This window comes from Amycolatopsis kentuckyensis (assembly GCF_002155975.1).
Classification (GTDB): domain Bacteria; phylum Actinomycetota; class Actinomycetes; order Mycobacteriales; family Pseudonocardiaceae; genus Amycolatopsis; species Amycolatopsis kentuckyensis.
Genome location: NZ_MUMI01000395.1, coordinates 1 through 15,774 on the forward strand (window position 1 = coordinate 1; position 15,774 = coordinate 15,774).

A 15,774-nucleotide genomic window follows, 5' to 3' on the forward strand; every position below is an offset into this window, starting at 1 on the left:
CCGCTGATCGTCGGCGGCGGCGCGGCCACGGCCCGCGCGCGCGGCCTGCAGGCGGTGCGGGAGCTCAAGAGCCTCGGCGCGACCGCCGTCCGCGCGGTCAAGGGAACGAACCTGCTGGCGCCATCCCTGACGGCCGCGGCACCGCGGATCTGGCTGGACAGCCCGGTTCGCGGGACCCTGGACCGGAGCGTGCCGCAGATCGGCGCGCCCGCCGCGTGGCAGGCCGGGCTGACCGGCAGCGGCGTCACCGTCGCCGTGCTCGACAGCGGCGTCGACACGACCCACCCCGATCTGGCCGGTGTGGTCGCCGACGCGAAGGACTTCTCCGGCAGCCCCAGCGGCACCGACGACCGCTACGGACACGGCACGCACGTGGCGTCCATCGTCACCGGCCGCGACGCGAAGTACCGGGGTGTCGCCCCGGGTGTCCGGCTGCTCAACGGGAAGGTGCTCGGCGACGACGGCCGCGGCCTGCAGTCGGGCATCATCGCCGGGATGGAGTGGGCCGCGGGCGGCGGCGCCAAGGTGGTGAACCTGAGCCTGGGGACCCGGTTCCCGAGCGACGGCACGGACGCGCTGTCCCAGGCCGTCGACCGGCTCACCGAGCAGACCGGCGCGTTGTTCGTCGCCGCCTCCGGCAACGAAGGGGCGCAGGTGTCCAGCCCCGGCGCGGCGACCGCCGCGCTGACCGTCGGCGCCGTGGACCGCGACGACGAGCTCGCCCCGTTCTCCAACCGCGGCCCCCGCTACGGCGACGGCGCGATCAAGCCGGACCTCACCGCACCCGGCGTCGGCATCGCGGCCGCGAAGGCGCACGACAGCGTCCTGGGGACGAGCGAGCCGTCGGTCGACGAGTTCCACGTGCGGATGTCCGGCACGTCGATGGCGGCCCCGCACGTGGCGGGCGCGGCGGCGATCCTCGCCCAGCAGCACCCGGACTGGAAAGCACCCGAGCTGAAGGCCGCGTTGATGGGCAGCGCCAGGGCCGGCGCCGGCATGTCGGTGTTCGAGCAGGGCGCGGGCCGGGTGGACGTCGCGAAAGCGGTTGCCCAGCCGGTGGTGGCCGCCCCGGCGAGCATCGGCCTCGGCACCGCGCAGTGGCCGCACGACGACGACGAACCGCTGGTCACCACGATGACGTACCGCAACACGGGCACCACCGCGGTCACGGTGGACCTGACGACCGACGTTCGCGGCCCGGACGGCGCGGCCGCCCCGGCCGGGATGGTCACCGTCACGCCGGGCTCGCTGACGATCCCCGCGGGCGGGACCGCGCAGGCGACGGTCACCGCCGACACGCGGGTGGCCGGCCCGGACGGCGGCTACCAGGGCGTGGTGCTCGCCGGGGACGTCCGGACCCCGATCGCGGTCACCCGCGAAGCGGAGCGCTACGACGTCAAGCTGACCTTCCTCGACGAAAAGGGGAACCCGACCCAGAACTTCTCCTACAGCTTCACCGATCTCGACCAGCGACGCGACTTCGGCGGCAGCGGCCTCACCGCTCGCGTGCCGAAGGGGCGGTTCTACTTCCAGGCCACCACCTGGACCGACGACCGGCGGTACGTCTTCGCCGTCGAGCCGGAGTTCGTCGTGACCGGGCCCGCCCAGCTGACCATCGACGCCCGGACGGCGGTGTCCGCCGACGTGCGCTTCGCCGACCGGCCGTCGGCGAAGATCGGCCGGGCCGCCTACGGGTTCGAGCGGGACGCGCAATGGGGACACATCACGCAGTGGAACTACCTCCCCGACTTCACCGACTTCCGCGTCCGCCCGTCGGCGACGTCGGCGAGCAGTTTCGTCCTCGGCGTCGAGGCGCAGGCGGCGGAACCCGACAGCGCGGGCGGCTTCGGCACGAGCGGCTACCTGTACAACGTGCGGACCCGCTTCCGCGGCTCGATTCCCGCCGAGCCGGCCGTCACCGTGCGGGACCGGGACCTCGCCCGGGTGCGGACGGAGGCGGCGGTCACGAAGCCCGGTTCGACCGGCACCCGGGAAGGCATGATCACCCGGCCGCTCCCGTACGCGCTGGACGAGTTCTACTCCCCCGGTGAGGAGTGGTACCCGCTGTTCTCCGAAGACGGCGTCAACCTGCTGCTGGACGCCGCGCCGCGCAGCTACCGGCTCGGCCGCCCGGTGCCGGAACGCTGGAACGCCGCCGTGTTCGGCCCCGCGTTCCCGGCCGGTCCGCGCAGCCGGGCGCTGCGGCAGGGCGACCTGATCGGTGTGGCCGTGCCGATGTTCACCGACCAGCACGCCGGCCGGATCTCCGACGACGCTCCCGTTTCCGGCGCGCACACCACGTTGTCCCGGGACGGCAGGGAAATCGGCGCTTCGGACACCGCCGGGCAGGGCACCTTCGCGGTGCCGCCCGAATCCGGGGTGTACGTCCTGCACACCGACGCGACCCGGGACAACGCCTTGTCGTCGAAGATCGTGGCGGACTGGACGTTCACGTCGGGGACGGTGCCCGGCACGGCACCGGTGTCCCTGCCGTTGCTCGCCGTCCGGTACGCACCGGCGGTCGACGCCTGGAACCGGGTCCCGGCCCGGCTCCCGACGTACGTGCCGATCACCGTGGACGACAACGCCGGCGGCACCGGCAAGCTGACCGCGCTGAGCGTTTCCCACGACCGGGGCGCGACCTGGCACGCGGTGCCCTTCACGGACAAGGGCGCGCTCCTGGTGCATCCCGCCGGCGCCACGACGGTGTCCCTGAAGGCGACCGCGACCGGTCAGGAGGGCAGCAAGGTGGAGCAGACGATCATCGACGCCTTCCTGCTCGCCGGGAAAGCGTAGGTCTCCGCGCTCAACCATCGCCGCCGCCGGACGTCTTCACTGAGGTGGTCATCGAAGCGATCCGGGCGGACGTGCCGCCGCGGGCCGGCGCGCGTCCGCCCGGCCGGCGCCGGCGGTGGCTGCTCGCGTTCGCGGTGTTCGCGCTGCTGGGCGAGATGGCGATCGCGATGATCACGACGGCCGTCGAGCAGACCCCGACCATCGACGAGCCGGTCTACGTCGGCGCGGCGGTCTTCTCCCTGGAACACCACAGCCTGCGGTACAACCCCGAGCACCCGCCGCTGGGCAAGCTGCTCATCGCGACCGGGCTCGCGTTCGCGGACGTGCACGTCGACGCCGGTTTCGCCGGCGACCAGACGCAGCTCGGCCGGTCCGTGCTGTACGAATCGGGCCACGCCCCGGGCCGGCTGCTGTTGCTGGCCCGGTTGCCGGTGATCGTGCTGACGCTGCTGTTCGGGCTGGTCGTCTTCGCGTTCGCCCGCGATCTGGCCGGCCCGGCCGGCGGTGTCGTGGCCCTGGCGCTGTACGCGCTTTCCCCGGACCTGATCGCGCACGGGTCACTGGCCACCCTCGACGTGCCGGTGGCCGGTTTCCTGGTGACGTCGGCCTGGCTGCTGTGGCGCGCCCGGCGGCGTCCCGTCCGCTACCTTCCGTTGGCAGGGCTGGCTTTGGGCGCGGCCGTGGCCACGAAGATGAGCGCCCTGGCCGCGGTTCCGGTCGTGCTGCTCCTGGCCGTGCTGTCCGCCCGGCACGCCTTAGGTCCACAAAGGATACTGCGGCGGCTCGGCACCGGTGCGGCGGCGGCGTTCGGCGTCGGGCTGATCGCGATCGCCGTGGTGTGGGTTTCCTACCTGGTCGTCGATCCGCAGCTGCGCTGGACGCCCCCGCCGGGCCTGCCGCCGGTCGCGGGCCTGCGGTCGCTCGCCGATCTGCTGCCGCTGCCCCGGCCGTACCTCGACGGGATGCGCGTCCAGTTCGGCTTCGAAGACCAGGTGTGGACCACGTTCCTGTTCGGCAGCCTGCACGTCGGCGCGCTGTGGTACTACCTCCCGGCCGCGCTGCTGGTGAAGACCCCGCTGGGCGCGCTGGCCCTCTGGGCGGCCGGCATCGTCGTGCTGGTTTTCCGGCTGCGCCCGGCGGCGCCCTACGTCCTCCTCCCGGCGGCCGTGCTGCTGGCCGCGGCGATGACGGGCAGCCGCGACCTGGGCGTCCGGTACGCGCTCTTCATGCCGATGTTCCTGGCCGTCGCGGCGGCCGGGGTGGTCGCCGTCCGCCGCCGGTGGGCACCGGTCGCCGTGGCGACCCTGGTCGCGTTCACGGCGATCAGCTCCCTGCGGACGTTCCCGTACTACCTGCCGTATTCGAACGAGGCGTTCGGCGGCCCGACCCGGACCCACCGGCAGCTGCACGACTCGAACGTCGACTGGGGCCAGGACCTCGGCCGGCTGGCCGACCGCCTGCGGCAGCGCTACCCGGGTGAGCGGGTGTGGCTGGTCTACAAGGGCAGCGGGGTGCCGTCGTACTACGGCATCGACGCCGCCGACCCCCTCGCGGTGCCCGCGGACGCGGTGCACGGACTGCTCGTGGTGTCGGATTCGGCGATCGCCAAGGCGGACGACCGCCTGGGGTTCCTGCTCCGCACGAGCACCCCCCTCGACGACGTCGGCCACTCCATCACGATCCACCGCCGGCCGTGACGCGGGGAAAGCGCTGACCGGTGGCGGTCGGCGCCCTGTCAATGATCTGTCCCAGCCGCATCGATCGGGCGTACCCGGTCCGCAGACGGCAAGGGCTGCGGAAGCCGCCGAGCCGATGGAGCAGGGCGACCTCTTCAAAAGCCGGCGCCGGCCGGTGAAACTTTCAGCCCCCGCCGGGCCGCGGCCAGCGGCGACGCCGGACCGGCCGTGAATTGCTTGCCAGAACCGGATTCCTTCCGAACGATGGTCACGGACCAGCCTGCGACCCGGCCGCTCCCCCGCCCGGCGACGCACCGGAGCACCCCGCCCATCGACCTTCCGCAACGGAGATCCGATGTCCTTGCGCTTCCCCGGCCGGCGAAGACTGACCGCCGTTCCCCTGCTCGCCATGGCCGCCGCCACGCTCGTCCCGGCCGCGTCGGCGGCCGCCGCGCCGCCCGACCGGCTGCCGGTTTACCGCGACACCCACTACAGCTTCGCCGAGCGGGCCGCCGACCTCGTCGCCCGCATGACGCTGCCCGAAAAAGTCCTGCAACTGCGCACCAACAGCGCGCCCGCCATCCCGCGGCTCGGCGTGCAGCAGTACACCTACTGGAGCGAGGGCCAGCACGGCCTCAACACGCTCGGCGCGAACACCGACGACGGCCCGGCGACCGGCGGGGTGCACGCCACGAGCTTCCCGACGAACCTGGCCAGCACGATGTCCTGGGACCCCGACCTGATCCACCAGGAGACCACGGCGATCTCCGACGAGGCCCGCGGCATGCTGGACAAGTCGCTGTGGGGCGTCGCGCAGAACAACATCGGACCGGACAAGAACAACTACGGCTCCCTGACCTACTGGGCGCCGACGGTCAACCTCGACCGCGACCCGCGGTGGGGCCGTACCGACGAGGGCTTCGGCGAAGACCCGTACCTGGTCGCGAAGATGGCCGGCGCGTTCGTCAACGGCTACCAGGGCCAGACCGCGTCCGGCCGGCCGACGACGCCGTACCTCAAGGTCGCGGCGACCGCCAAGCACTACGCGCTCAACGACGTCGAGAACGACCGGCACGCCGACTCCTCGGACACCACCGAGACCAACATCCGCGACTACTACACCCGGCAGTTCCGGCACCTGATCCAGGACGCGCACGTGTCCGGCCTGATGACGTCGTACAACGCGATCAACGGCACGCCGGCGCCCGCCGACACCTACACGGCGAACGCCATCGCCCAGCGCACCTACGGTTTCGACGGCTACATCACGTCCGACTGCGGCGCGGTCGGCGACGTCTACGCGCCGGGCAGCCACAACTGGGCACCGCCCGGCTGGACCACGGCCACCTCCAACGGCGGAACGCGGTGGACGAACAGTACGACCGGGCAGCAGGTGTCCGGTGCCGCCGGCGGCCAGGCGTACGCACTGCGCGCGGGCACGCAGCTCAACTGCACCGGCACGGAAGCCACGGTGGCCAACATCCAGGAGGCCATCAAGGCCGGGGTGCTGTCCGAAGGCGTGCTCGACACGGCGCTGGTGCACGTGTTCACCACCCGCATGCAGACCGGCGAGTTCGACCCGCCGGACCGCGTGGCCTACACGAAGATCACCAAGGACGTGATCCAGAGCGCCGAGCACCAGGCGCTGGCCGCGAAGGTCGCCGCGAACTCGCTGGTCCTGCTGAAGAACGACCCGGTCGCCGGTACCACGGCGCCCCTGCTGCCCGCCGACCCGGCGAAGCTCGGCAGCGTGGTCGTCGTCGGCGATCTCGCGGGCAAGGTCACCCTCGGCGGCTACTCCGGTGAGCCCGCGCTGCAGGTCAACGCCGTGCAGGGCATCACGTCCGCGGTCAAGGCGGCCCGCCCGGACGCCACGGTCACGTTCGACGCGTGCGGCACCTCCACCGGCACGACCACGGCGGCGACCTGCTCGGCGGAGACCCTGGCCGCGATGAAGACGGCCGACCTGGTCGTCGTGTTCGCCGGGACCGACGGGAACGTGGCCACCGAGGGCCGGGACCGGACCACGATCGCCATGCCCGGCAACTACGACTCGCTGATCGACCAGGTCAAGGCGGCCGGCAACCCGCGGACCGCGCTGGCCGTCCAGGCGGGCGGCGCCGTCTCCCTCGGCCACGCCGCGGGGATCCCGGGCATCGTGTTCAGCGCGTACAACGGCGAGAGCCAGGGCACCGCGCTCGCCGACGTCCTGTTCGGCAAGCAGAACCCCAGCGGGCACCTGAACTTCACCTGGTACGCCGACGACTCGCAGCTGCCCGCGATGAAGAACTACGGCCTGACGCCGTCGCAGACCGGCGGCCTCGGCCGCACGTACCAGTACTTCACCGGCACCCCGGCCTACCCGTTCGGCTACGGCCTCTCCTACACGAAGTTCGCCTACTCCCGCGTGCACGCGGACACCAGGTCGGTCGACGCGAACGGGCAGGTGACGGTGCACGTGGACGTCACGAACACCGGCACCACCCCGGGTGCGACCGTCGCCCAGCTGTACGCGGCGACGGCGTTCGGCGTGCCCGGTGTGGAACTGCCGCGGCACCGCTTGGCCGGCTTCAAGAAGACCGACGTGCTGGCGCCGGGCCGGACCCAGCACATCGCCATCCCGGTGCGGATCAGCGACTTGTCCTTCTGGGACGAGGGGAAGCGCCGCGAAGTGGTGTACCCCGGTCAGTACCGGTTCGGCGTGGGCGCCGACTCCGGTCACCTCGCCGGCACCGCCGCGGTGGCCGTCACCGGAGCCCTCGCGCCGAAGACGAAGTACGTGACCGTGCAGCCCGGTCAGGTCGTGTTCAGCCCGGGCCAGCGCCTCGACCTGACGGCGAAGAACCCGTGGATCGCCGACGTCACCGCTCAGGCCGACCGGCACGTTCCGGCCGACCACGTCGTCGAGGCGGTGCACGACGACCAGTCCTTCGTCGACCTCTCGCGAGCCCGGATCGGGTACCGCAGCAGCGATCCGCGGGTGGCCCAGGTGAGCCGGACCGGGCAGGTGACCATGGTGGCGCCGGGTGTCGCGACCATCAGCGTCACGGTCGACGGCGTCACCGGCACCACGCCGGTGGTGGTCGAGCAGCCGTTCACGCTCACCGCACCGGCGCAGGTGCAGGCCGGGACGACGTACACCGCCACGACCACGCTGCCGAACCCGGCCGGCGCCCGGCCGCTGTCGGACGTGGCCCTGACGCTCAGCGTGCCCGCCGGCTGGACCGCGAAGGCCACCTCGCCGTCCACCTTCGCCACCGTGCCCGCCGGGCAGACCGTGCGCACCACCTGGGAGCTCGGTGTGCCGGCCTCGGCGCAACCGGGCAAGTACGACGTCTCGGGGCAGGCCACGTTCACCTCGGCCAACGGCCGTGGCACCTCGGTGGACGCGACCACCGTGCTGCTGCCGCACCCGCCGTACCCGTCGCTGGCCGCGGCCCGCAACAACGTGGGCATCAGCGACGACGCCACGCCCGGCGCGGGCAACTTCGACGGCGGCAACGCCAGTTTCTCCGCGCAGGCACTGGCCGCGGCGACGCCCAGCCTGACGCCGGGAGCGACGTTCACCCACGACGGGCTGACGTTCACCTGGCCGGACGCCCCGCCGGGCAGCCCGGACAACGTGGTCGCGGGCAGCTCGGCCGGCGGCCAGACGATCGCGCTCTCGGGCTCCGGGAACACGCTGGGCCTGATCGGCGCCGGCGACTACGGCAGCCCGAGCGGAACGGCCACGGTGACCTACACGGACGGGACGACCGAGTCCCACTCGGTGAGTTTCGCGGACTGGTGGTCCAACGCGGCGACCGGCGGCGACATCCTCACGACGTTGCCGTACCTCAACAACAGCAACGGGCGGCTGGACCAGCGGGTGAGCCTGTACTACGCGCCGATCCCGCTGCAGCCGGGGAAGACGGTGCAGTACCTGACCCTGCCGGACGTCAGCGACGGGGCGAACATGGGCACGGCGGCGATGCACATCTTCACCGTCGCCATCGGCTGACCGAGGGGGTGTGTCCCGCCGGCGACGAGGCCGGCGGGACGCCCGTTCAGCGAGTACAGCCGAAACTCGCGGCGCTGTCCGGATCACCCGAGCGGTACCGGGGCCAGCCCGGGTAGGCGCACAGCGGCCGCGTGCGCTGGTGGGCCAGGTCGGTGACGACCTGGTTCACCGGCGCCCGGCCGGTGCCGACCCACCGTTCGAGCGCCGTGAGCGAATCCCAGCCGGCCGCGAACGCCGGAGTCCCGAAATTGGCGTGGTTGGCCCCGGGCACGACGTAGTACCGCAGGAACCCGTCGGTCACCCGGGGGCCGGCCACGGCACGCACGCGCTCGTAGTAGTCGCTCGTCGAGTACGGCGAGACCAGCTCGTCCGCGGCGCCGTGCAGCAGGATCAGTTTGCCGCCCGCGCGGGCGAACGGGCGCAGGTCCGCGTTGTTGCGGTCCTCGATCTTCGACAGTTCGCTGATCCGGCCGAGCCACTTGCCGGGCTGCCTCGGATCGATGTCCAGCGCGTTCTGCCCCGGGTCCCTGGTCAGGAAGTACTTGACCCACTGGTCCCAGTACTGCATGCCGTAGCCGCTGGTGACCGGCATGGGGTCGGCGGGCGCGGTGGTGCCGAAGCCGAGGAACGGCGTCCGCAGGTCCGCGCCCGAGAGGAACGGGAACCCGGGGTACTCCGTTTCGCCGCTGGCGATCCGGTACGGCCACCGGAACGGCGAAGACAGGGCTTTCACCGCACCGATCTGGGCGTCCGACAGGCACGCCGGGCCGGTGTCGGCGCCACCCGGACAGCGCAGCACGCGCGGATCGAAGCGGCACCCTCCCGGATTCGAGACGACCTTGTCCTCGACCCCGTCCAGGCCGTCGCACGCCTTGACGACGCTGTCGTAGAGGAGTGTCTGCTTCGCCGGGTCGGGAAACGCGCCCGGGCGCGACAGGACTTGCGCCAGGTAGCCCAGGTCCAGGATCTCGGCCATGTTGTTCCAGGCGGGGTAGGCGGAGATCACGCCGTCGAACGCGGACGGCCACCGCTGGGCGACGACGAGCGCCTCGCGGCCGCCGGTCGACCCGCCCGCGAAGAAGACTTCGGTGGGCGTCGCCGCGTAGGCGTGCCGGATGAGGAACAGGCTCGCGTCCCGTGTCTTCTTCAGAGCGTCGCCCGCGGCGAAGTTGACCAAGGCCTCGTCGTTCACGCCGAACGACCCGTCCAGGGACGGCGGGCGCGCCGGGTTCTGCTGGTGGCCCGAGTCGCTCGCGAAGGTCGCATATCCCCGGGCCAGCGGCGTCGGCCGGTCGGCGGGGCCGAACGGCACGTTCGCGGCCACGTCGGGGATGGTTCCGTTGTACCCGCCACCGCCGAACATCAGCGCCTTGTGGTTCCAGGCGCGCGGCAGGGCGACCCGCAGTTTGATGGCGGGTGCGGCCGGGTCGACGGGGTAGAGGTCCGCGTCGACCCGGCACTGGTCATCGGGCAGGACGGAAGCCGCCGTGACCAGCCCGCCGCTCGTCGGCAGGCTCATCACCGACGCCGGAATCCGCAGCCCGGCCAGCCCGGCGCAGTCCGGGGCCGCGGGAGACGCCAGCGCGGGTCCGGGGACACTCGCCGCCAGCACCACGGCGGCCGCCACCACGGTCGTCCTCATCGCGCGGCCGCCTGGTGCAGGTGCGCACCCGGGACGGCGTGCGGGTCGGCCCGGACTTCGGCGGGGTTCGTTTCCGGCAGGAACCAGGCGCTGGCGAAGGTGATCAGCCCCATCGCCGTGATGTAGACGGCGACCGGCCACGTGCTGCCCGCCTTGGCGATCAGCGCGGTCATGAGGAACGGCGTGCCGCCGCTGACGACGATCGCGGACAGCTGGTAGGCCAGGGACGCGCCCGAGTAGCGGACGTTCGGCGCGAAGAGCTCGCCGAGGAAGCTCGCGATCGGGCCGTAGGTGAGGCACTGGAACACGAACCCCACGGTCACCGCGACGAAGATCAGCGGCAGCGACGCGGTGCCGACGAGCCCGAAGTACGGGAACGCCCACACGGCCACACCCAGGCCGCCGATCAGGATCAGCGGGCGGCGGCCCACCTTGTCCGAGAGGTACCCGGACCACGGGATCGTCGCGAGCATCGCCGCGGAGCTGAGCAGCACCACCGCGAGCAGTGAGTCACGCTGGAGCTTGAGCGTGCCGGTGCCGTAGCTGAGCAGCCCGGAAATGCTGACGTAGAAGAGGCTGTTGGTGGCCGACAGCAGCCCGCAGCCCAGCAGGATGGTCCCCCACTTGCTGCGCAGCACCTGGGCGAGCGGCGCCCGGACCACCGGGCCTTCCCGGTCCGCCACGGCTTCCTGCAGCTGCCGGAACTCCGGCGTGTCCTCCACCTTGGCCTGGATGTAGAGCACCACGCCGAACATCACGACGCTGAGCAGGAACGGGATGCGCCAGCCCCAGCTCAGGAACGCGGCGTCCGGCATCAGGCCGCTGGCCGCCACGAAGATCAGGTTGGACAGGATCACCGCCACCGGCACGCTGGTCTGCCCGAAGGTCCCGGCGAAGCCACGCCGCTTGGGACTGGCGGATTCGGTCAGCAGCAACACGATCCCGCCCCACTGCCCGCCGGCCGCGAGGCCCTGGACGAAGCGCAGGATCACCAGCAGCGTCGGGGCCAGCGCGCCGACGCTCGCCGCGCTGGGCAGGCAGCCGATCAGGAAGGTCGCGGCCCCCATCAGCGCCAGGCACGCGACGACCACCGGCTTGCGCCCGTACTTGTCCCCGAGGTGCCCGGCGAGCACGCCGCCGATCGGCCGGGCCACGAACCCGGCCCAGAACGTGCTGAAGGCCAGCAGGGTCCCGGTCAGCGCCGAGGCGTGCGGGAAGAACACCTTGGGGAACACGAGCGCGGCCGCGGTGCCGTAGAGGAAGAAGTCGTACCACTCGATCGAGCTGCCGACGAGCCCGGCCGCCAGCAGTTTGCGGAAGGCCCGGCGCGGGGTCGCGGGCACCTCGGTGCCGGACTGGCCTTCGGGTTGGGTGAGCGGAATGGCCATGGTGCCGCCTTCGTCGATGAGGTCCGGCAGGTGCTGGCGGTGATGGTAGGGCGCCGTTACGCTGCGGCCTGAGGTGTGGACCACCCACTCCTCCCGCCGCCGTGGTGGGTCTTTCGCCCACCCCGATGCCGAGGAGGCGCCCCCGTGACCAGTGCGGCGGAACCGCGCCGGCAGCGCGAACTGGCGTCGTTGTACGCGACCGTCAAGTCGCTCACCGCGCTGGGCGAGCTCGACGAAGTGCTGCAGTCGATCGTCCACCACGCCCACGACCTGATCGGCACGGACTTCACCTACCTGTCGCTGGTCGGCGCGGACGGCCGGCTGTCGGCCCGCGCGTCGGAGGGCACGATCTCCGCGGAGTTCCTCGCGGCGGCCATCCCGGCGACGGTGGGGCTCGGCGGCAAGGTGCTGGCCTCCAAGAGCCCGCACTGGGTGCGCGACTACGCCACCTCGACGCTCATCCAGCACGATCCGAACTTCGACCGCCTGGTCGTCACCGAGGACCTGGTGGCGCTGCTCGGCGTGCCGCTGGTGATCCGCGGGGAAGCCGTCGGCGCGCTGTTCGCCGCGGATCGTTCCGAGCGGTCGTTCCAGGCCGAGGAGATCGCGCTGCTGAACGCGTTCGCCGACCACGCCGCGGTCGCCCTCGACAACGCCCGGCTCTACGAGGAGAGCCGGACCGCGTTGCGGGAACTGCGGGTCGCCTACGGGAAGATCGAACGGGCACAGGCGATCCACGAAGCCCTGACCGGCGTCGTGCTGGACGGCGGCACCCCGCGCGACGTCGCCCAGCACCTCGCCGACCAGCTGGGTGGCGAGGTCACGCTCCTCGACCGGACGGGCAGTCCACTGAGGACGGACCTGGCCGGGGCCGTCGAGGACGCCCGGCGCACCGGCCGCTGCACGACGTCGTCCGGCGCCGACGGGACCGACCGCAGCGTGGCGGCCGTGCAGGCGGGCGACAGCTACCTCGGCGCGCTCGTGTGGAGCCGGCCGTCGGGCACCGGCGACGACACGGACCTGCGGACCCTCGAACGCGCCACGCACATCCTCGGGCTGCTCATCCTCAAGGAACAGGCCGTGGCCGAGGCCGGCGAGCGGCTGAGCGGGGAGCTGCTGACCGAGCTCATGGTCGGCAGTCCCGGCATCGGCCCGGCCCAGCGCGCCCGCGCCCGGGCTCGCACGATCGACGTCGACCGCCTGGACCTGGTCCTGGTCGCGGACTCCCCCGCGGTGCCGCCGGCCGATCTCGCGCGGCACCTGCACGACATCGCCCGGGACCGCGCCGGGCTGGCCGGCGAGCACCTCGGCCGGGCCACGATGATCCTGCCCGGCGCGGATGCCGAGGCCACCGTCGCCGAGGTCCACACCAGACTGCGGCGGACGCTGGGCGGCCCGGTCCTGGTCGTCGGGGAACGGGCGACCGGTCACGACTGGGCCCGGGCCTACTCCCTGGCGGGCCGGTGCGGTGCCGTCATGCGCGCGCTCGGGCACCGCGACGGCGGTGCCACCACGCGCCAGTATGCCCTGTACGCCATGGTTTTCGACCCGGAGCGGGCGGGCGAGCTCGACCGGTTCCTGGCCGGCTCGATCGGCGCGCTCCTCGAGTACGACCGGCGGCGGGGCACCGACCTGGTCGGCACGCTCGGCGCGTACTACGTTCACCGCGCCAACGTGGCGGCGACCGCCCGCGCGCTGCACCTGCACGTCAACACGCTGCTCAAGCGCCTGGACCGGGCCGGCACGGTGCTCGGCTCCGACTGGCGCCGCGAGAACGACCTGGAACTGCAGCTCGGCCTGCGGCTGCACCAGCTCCGGGCGGTCGCGTCCTGAGGGTCAGCCGACCTTCACCGAGTCGCGCAGGGCGGTCTTCGAGATCTTGCCGGTGCCCGTCTTCGGCAACGCGGGCACGAACACGACCTCGTCGGGCAGCCACCACTTCGCGACCATCGGCGTGATGTGCGCCAAGAGCTCTTCGGCCGCCGTTGCGCTGCCCTCGCGCAGCACCACGTACGCCACCGGGCGTTCCATCCACCGCGGGTCCGGGCGGGCGATCACCGCGGCCTCGACGACGTCGGGGTGCGAGGTGAGGGCGCTTTCGAGCTCGACCGAGGAGATCCACTCGCCACCGGACTTGATCAGGTCCTTCATCCGGTCCACGAGCCGCAGGTACCCCTCGGCGTCGAGGGTGGCCAGGTCGCCGGTGCGCAGCCAGCCGTCGGCGGTGAAGCTGCCGTCGGCGCCCACCCCGTGGTAGCCGGCCGCGACCCACGGGCCCGCGACCTGCAGCTCGCCGACGGCGTCACCGTCACGCGGCAGCTCACGGCCGGTCTCGACGTCGACGATCCGCACGTTCACCAGCGGCAGCGGCTGCCCCTGGGCGGCCCGCACCGCCACCTGGTCCGCGGCGGGCGCGTCCCGGTGCTGGGTGCGCGTCCCGCCGATGGCGCCGACCGGGCTGATCTCGGTCATCCCCCAGGAGTGCGTGATGGGCACGCCGATCGCGGCGCGGTAGGTCTCCGAGAGCGCCGGCGGGACGGCCGATCCGCCGCCGAGCAGGAACCGGGTCGCGCTCAGGTCGTGGTCTCCCAGCCCGGGCGCCATGCTCGTCCAGACCGTGGGGACGGCCCCGGCGACCGTGACGCGCTCGGCCGCCATCAGCCGCAGCAGGTGGTCCGGGTCCGCGGACGGGCCGGGCAGGACCAGGGACGCGCCCGCCAGCATCGCGCCGTAGGGCAGGCCCCAGGCGTTGGCGTGGAACATGGGCACGATCGGCAGCACCACATCGCTTTCGCTCAGGCCGATGAGCCCCGCGGCGAGCGTCCCCAGGCCGTGCAGGACGGTCGAGCGGTGGCTGTAGAGCACGCCCTTGGGCGGCCCGGTCGTCCCGGAGGTGTAGCAGAGCCCGGACGCGAGGTGCTCGTCCGCGAGCGTGAAGGAATCCTCGAACGAGCCGGAGAACGGTGCGGCCGCGGAGACCAGGTCGTCGTAGTGCAGGACGCGGGGGTCCGCCGGGATCGGCTCGCCGCTGTCGTCGGGCAGCACGACCCAGTGGCGCACCCGCGGCAGCCGGGCGGCGCTCGGCCAGATCCGGGGCAGTAGCGCGCGATCGACGAACACGACGTCGTCCTCGGCGTGCTCGACGATGTATTCCAGGTGCTCCGCCGACAACCGGATGTTGATCGGGTGCAGCACCCGCTTCGTCACCGGCACGGCCAGGTAGAGCTCGAGGTGACGGCGGTGGTTGCTCGCGAAGGTCGCGACCCGGGCGCCGGCCGGGACGCCCAGGCCGGCCAGCGCGCCGGCCAGGCGGCGGGTCCCGCCGGCCACCTCGGCGTAGGTCAGCCGCTCGCCCCCGGCGGTGACGACTTCCTTGTGCGCGAAGAGCCGCTCGGCACGCTCCAGGATGTGGGCGATGGTGAGCGGCCGTGGCTGCATCAGCCCGTCCATGGCGCCTCTTCCGGTCGGTGGCTGCTGGTCGCGAGTGACTTTAAGAGCGTTCCCGGCCGGCGCAGAGGTGCGAACCGCCCACTCGTCGGCCGTCCCCGGTGGTGATCACCTCCACGCCGGCGGGCCGTTGCCCGCCCCGGACAGCGATCGTGGGTTTTTCGGGCAGCCGGGTTGCGGGGGCCCGGTCCGCCCGGACGGCGCTGCTAATTTTGCCTGAAGACCCGGCGAAAAGAAGGTCAAGCAGTGGCGAACCCGTTGGTGGCGGAGACCAAGGATTCCACGAAGGCGTACTCGGGCATCTCGCTGCTGGAGTCGGCGAACGACCTGAAGTCGGCCATCGAGAGCGGGGACTGGGCGTCGGTGGCGCTCGGGGCCGTCGGGACGGCGCTGGACGCGCTGTCGATGGCGATGGACCCGTTCGGCGCGATCCTCGCCGCCGGGGTCGGCTGGCTGATCGAGCACGTCGGGCCGTTGAAGGAAGCGCTCAACGGGCTGACCGGCAACGCCGACGAGATCGCCGCCCAGTCCGAGACGTGGAAGAACATCGCGACCGAGCTGGGCAGCATCGGCGTGGACCTGACCGGGATGGTCAAGGCCGACGTCTCGTCCTGGACCGGTGCCGCCGCGGACACCTACCGCCAGCGCGCCCAGGACACCGTGACGCTCCTGGAGACCGCGCAGAAGGGCTGTGAAGGCGCTTCCAGCGGGGTGAAAACGGCCGGTGAGGTCGTCGCCGCGGTGCGGGCGCTGGTGCGGGACATCATCGCCGAACTGGTCGGGCACCTGATCAGCTGGGCGCTCCAGGTCGTGTTCACCCTCGGC

The 15,774-nt window shown here is 72.5% G+C and carries 8 protein-coding genes; 5 read left to right on the forward strand and 3 right to left on the reverse strand.

Annotation, left to right across the window (positions count from 1 at the left end; all coding sequences use genetic code 11):
* The 3 genes from CCN39_RS33020 to CCN39_RS33030 form a co-directional block, all read left to right on the forward strand.
* A partial coding sequence (locus CCN39_RS33020) for a S8 family serine peptidase (protein ID WP_086848671.1) occupies nucleotides 1-2,796 on the forward strand: 2,796 nt, incomplete at its 5' end.
* Nucleotides 2,797-2,840: 44 nt separating this feature from the next.
* The gene (locus CCN39_RS33025; RefSeq protein WP_086848674.1) at nucleotides 2,841-4,493 is read left to right on the forward strand and encodes a phospholipid carrier-dependent glycosyltransferase; all 1,653 of its coding nucleotides are present in this window, start codon (nucleotides 2,841-2,843) and stop codon (nucleotides 4,491-4,493) included.
* A 334-nt stretch (nucleotides 4,494-4,827) separates the two neighbouring features.
* Complete coding sequence (locus CCN39_RS33030; RefSeq protein ID WP_086848675.1) at nucleotides 4,828-8,472, forward strand: glycoside hydrolase family 3 C-terminal domain-containing protein; 3,645 nt, start codon at nucleotides 4,828-4,830, stop codon at nucleotides 8,470-8,472.
* A gap of 46 nt (nucleotides 8,473-8,518) precedes the next feature.
* Here the strand turns inward: CCN39_RS33030 and CCN39_RS33035 are convergent, their stop codons facing one another.
* Nucleotides 8,519-10,114 carry a tannase/feruloyl esterase family alpha/beta hydrolase gene (locus CCN39_RS33035; protein ID WP_086848677.1) on the reverse strand — a complete coding sequence of 532 codons (1,596 nt, stop codon included), beginning with the start codon at nucleotides 10,112-10,114 and terminating at the stop codon, nucleotides 8,519-8,521.
* Nucleotides 10,111-11,502 (reverse strand): MFS transporter, encoded by a 1,392-nt coding sequence (locus CCN39_RS33040; protein ID WP_086848683.1) that lies wholly within the window; start codon nucleotides 11,500-11,502, stop codon nucleotides 10,111-10,113. The genes CCN39_RS33035 and CCN39_RS33040 overlap by 4 nt, the downstream gene beginning before the upstream one ends.
* 144 nt (nucleotides 11,503-11,646) lie before the next feature.
* Between CCN39_RS33040 and CCN39_RS33045 the strand changes: the two genes are divergently transcribed.
* The gene (locus CCN39_RS33045; protein WP_086848679.1) at nucleotides 11,647-13,335 is read left to right on the forward strand and encodes a helix-turn-helix domain-containing protein; all 1,689 of its coding nucleotides are present in this window, start codon (nucleotides 11,647-11,649) and stop codon (nucleotides 13,333-13,335) included.
* A gap of 3 nt (nucleotides 13,336-13,338) precedes the next feature.
* On the opposite strand, the gene CCN39_RS33050 is transcribed toward CCN39_RS33045, so the two are convergent.
* The gene (locus CCN39_RS33050; protein ID WP_086848681.1) at nucleotides 13,339-14,952 is read right to left on the reverse strand and encodes a long-chain fatty acid--CoA ligase; all 1,614 of its coding nucleotides are present in this window, start codon (nucleotides 14,950-14,952) and stop codon (nucleotides 13,339-13,341) included.
* Nucleotides 14,953-15,195: 243 nt separating this feature from the next.
* On the opposite strand from CCN39_RS33050, the gene CCN39_RS33055 reads away from it, so the two are divergent.
* Nucleotides 15,196-15,774: WXG100 family type VII secretion target (locus CCN39_RS33055; RefSeq protein WP_434781142.1), on the forward strand; the 579-nt coding region annotated here is incomplete at its 3' end.

What these genes read in the sequence shown, in the direction of transcription:
- CCN39_RS33030 (WP_086848675.1), top strand. Translation starts at nt 4,828, where the DNA reads ATGTCCTTGCGCTTCCCCGGCCGGCGAAGACTGACCGCCGTTCCCCTG.
- CCN39_RS33035 (WP_086848677.1), bottom strand. Translation starts at nt 10,114, where the DNA reads ATGAGGACGACCGTGGTGGCGGCCGCCGTGGTGCTGGCGGCGAGTGTC.
- CCN39_RS33050 (WP_086848681.1), bottom strand. Translation starts at nt 14,952, where the DNA reads ATGGACGGGCTGATGCAGCCACGGCCGCTCACCATCGCCCACATCCTG.
- CCN39_RS33040 (WP_086848683.1), bottom strand. Translation starts at nt 11,502, where the DNA reads ATGGCCATTCCGCTCACCCAACCCGAAGGCCAGTCCGGCACCGAGGTG.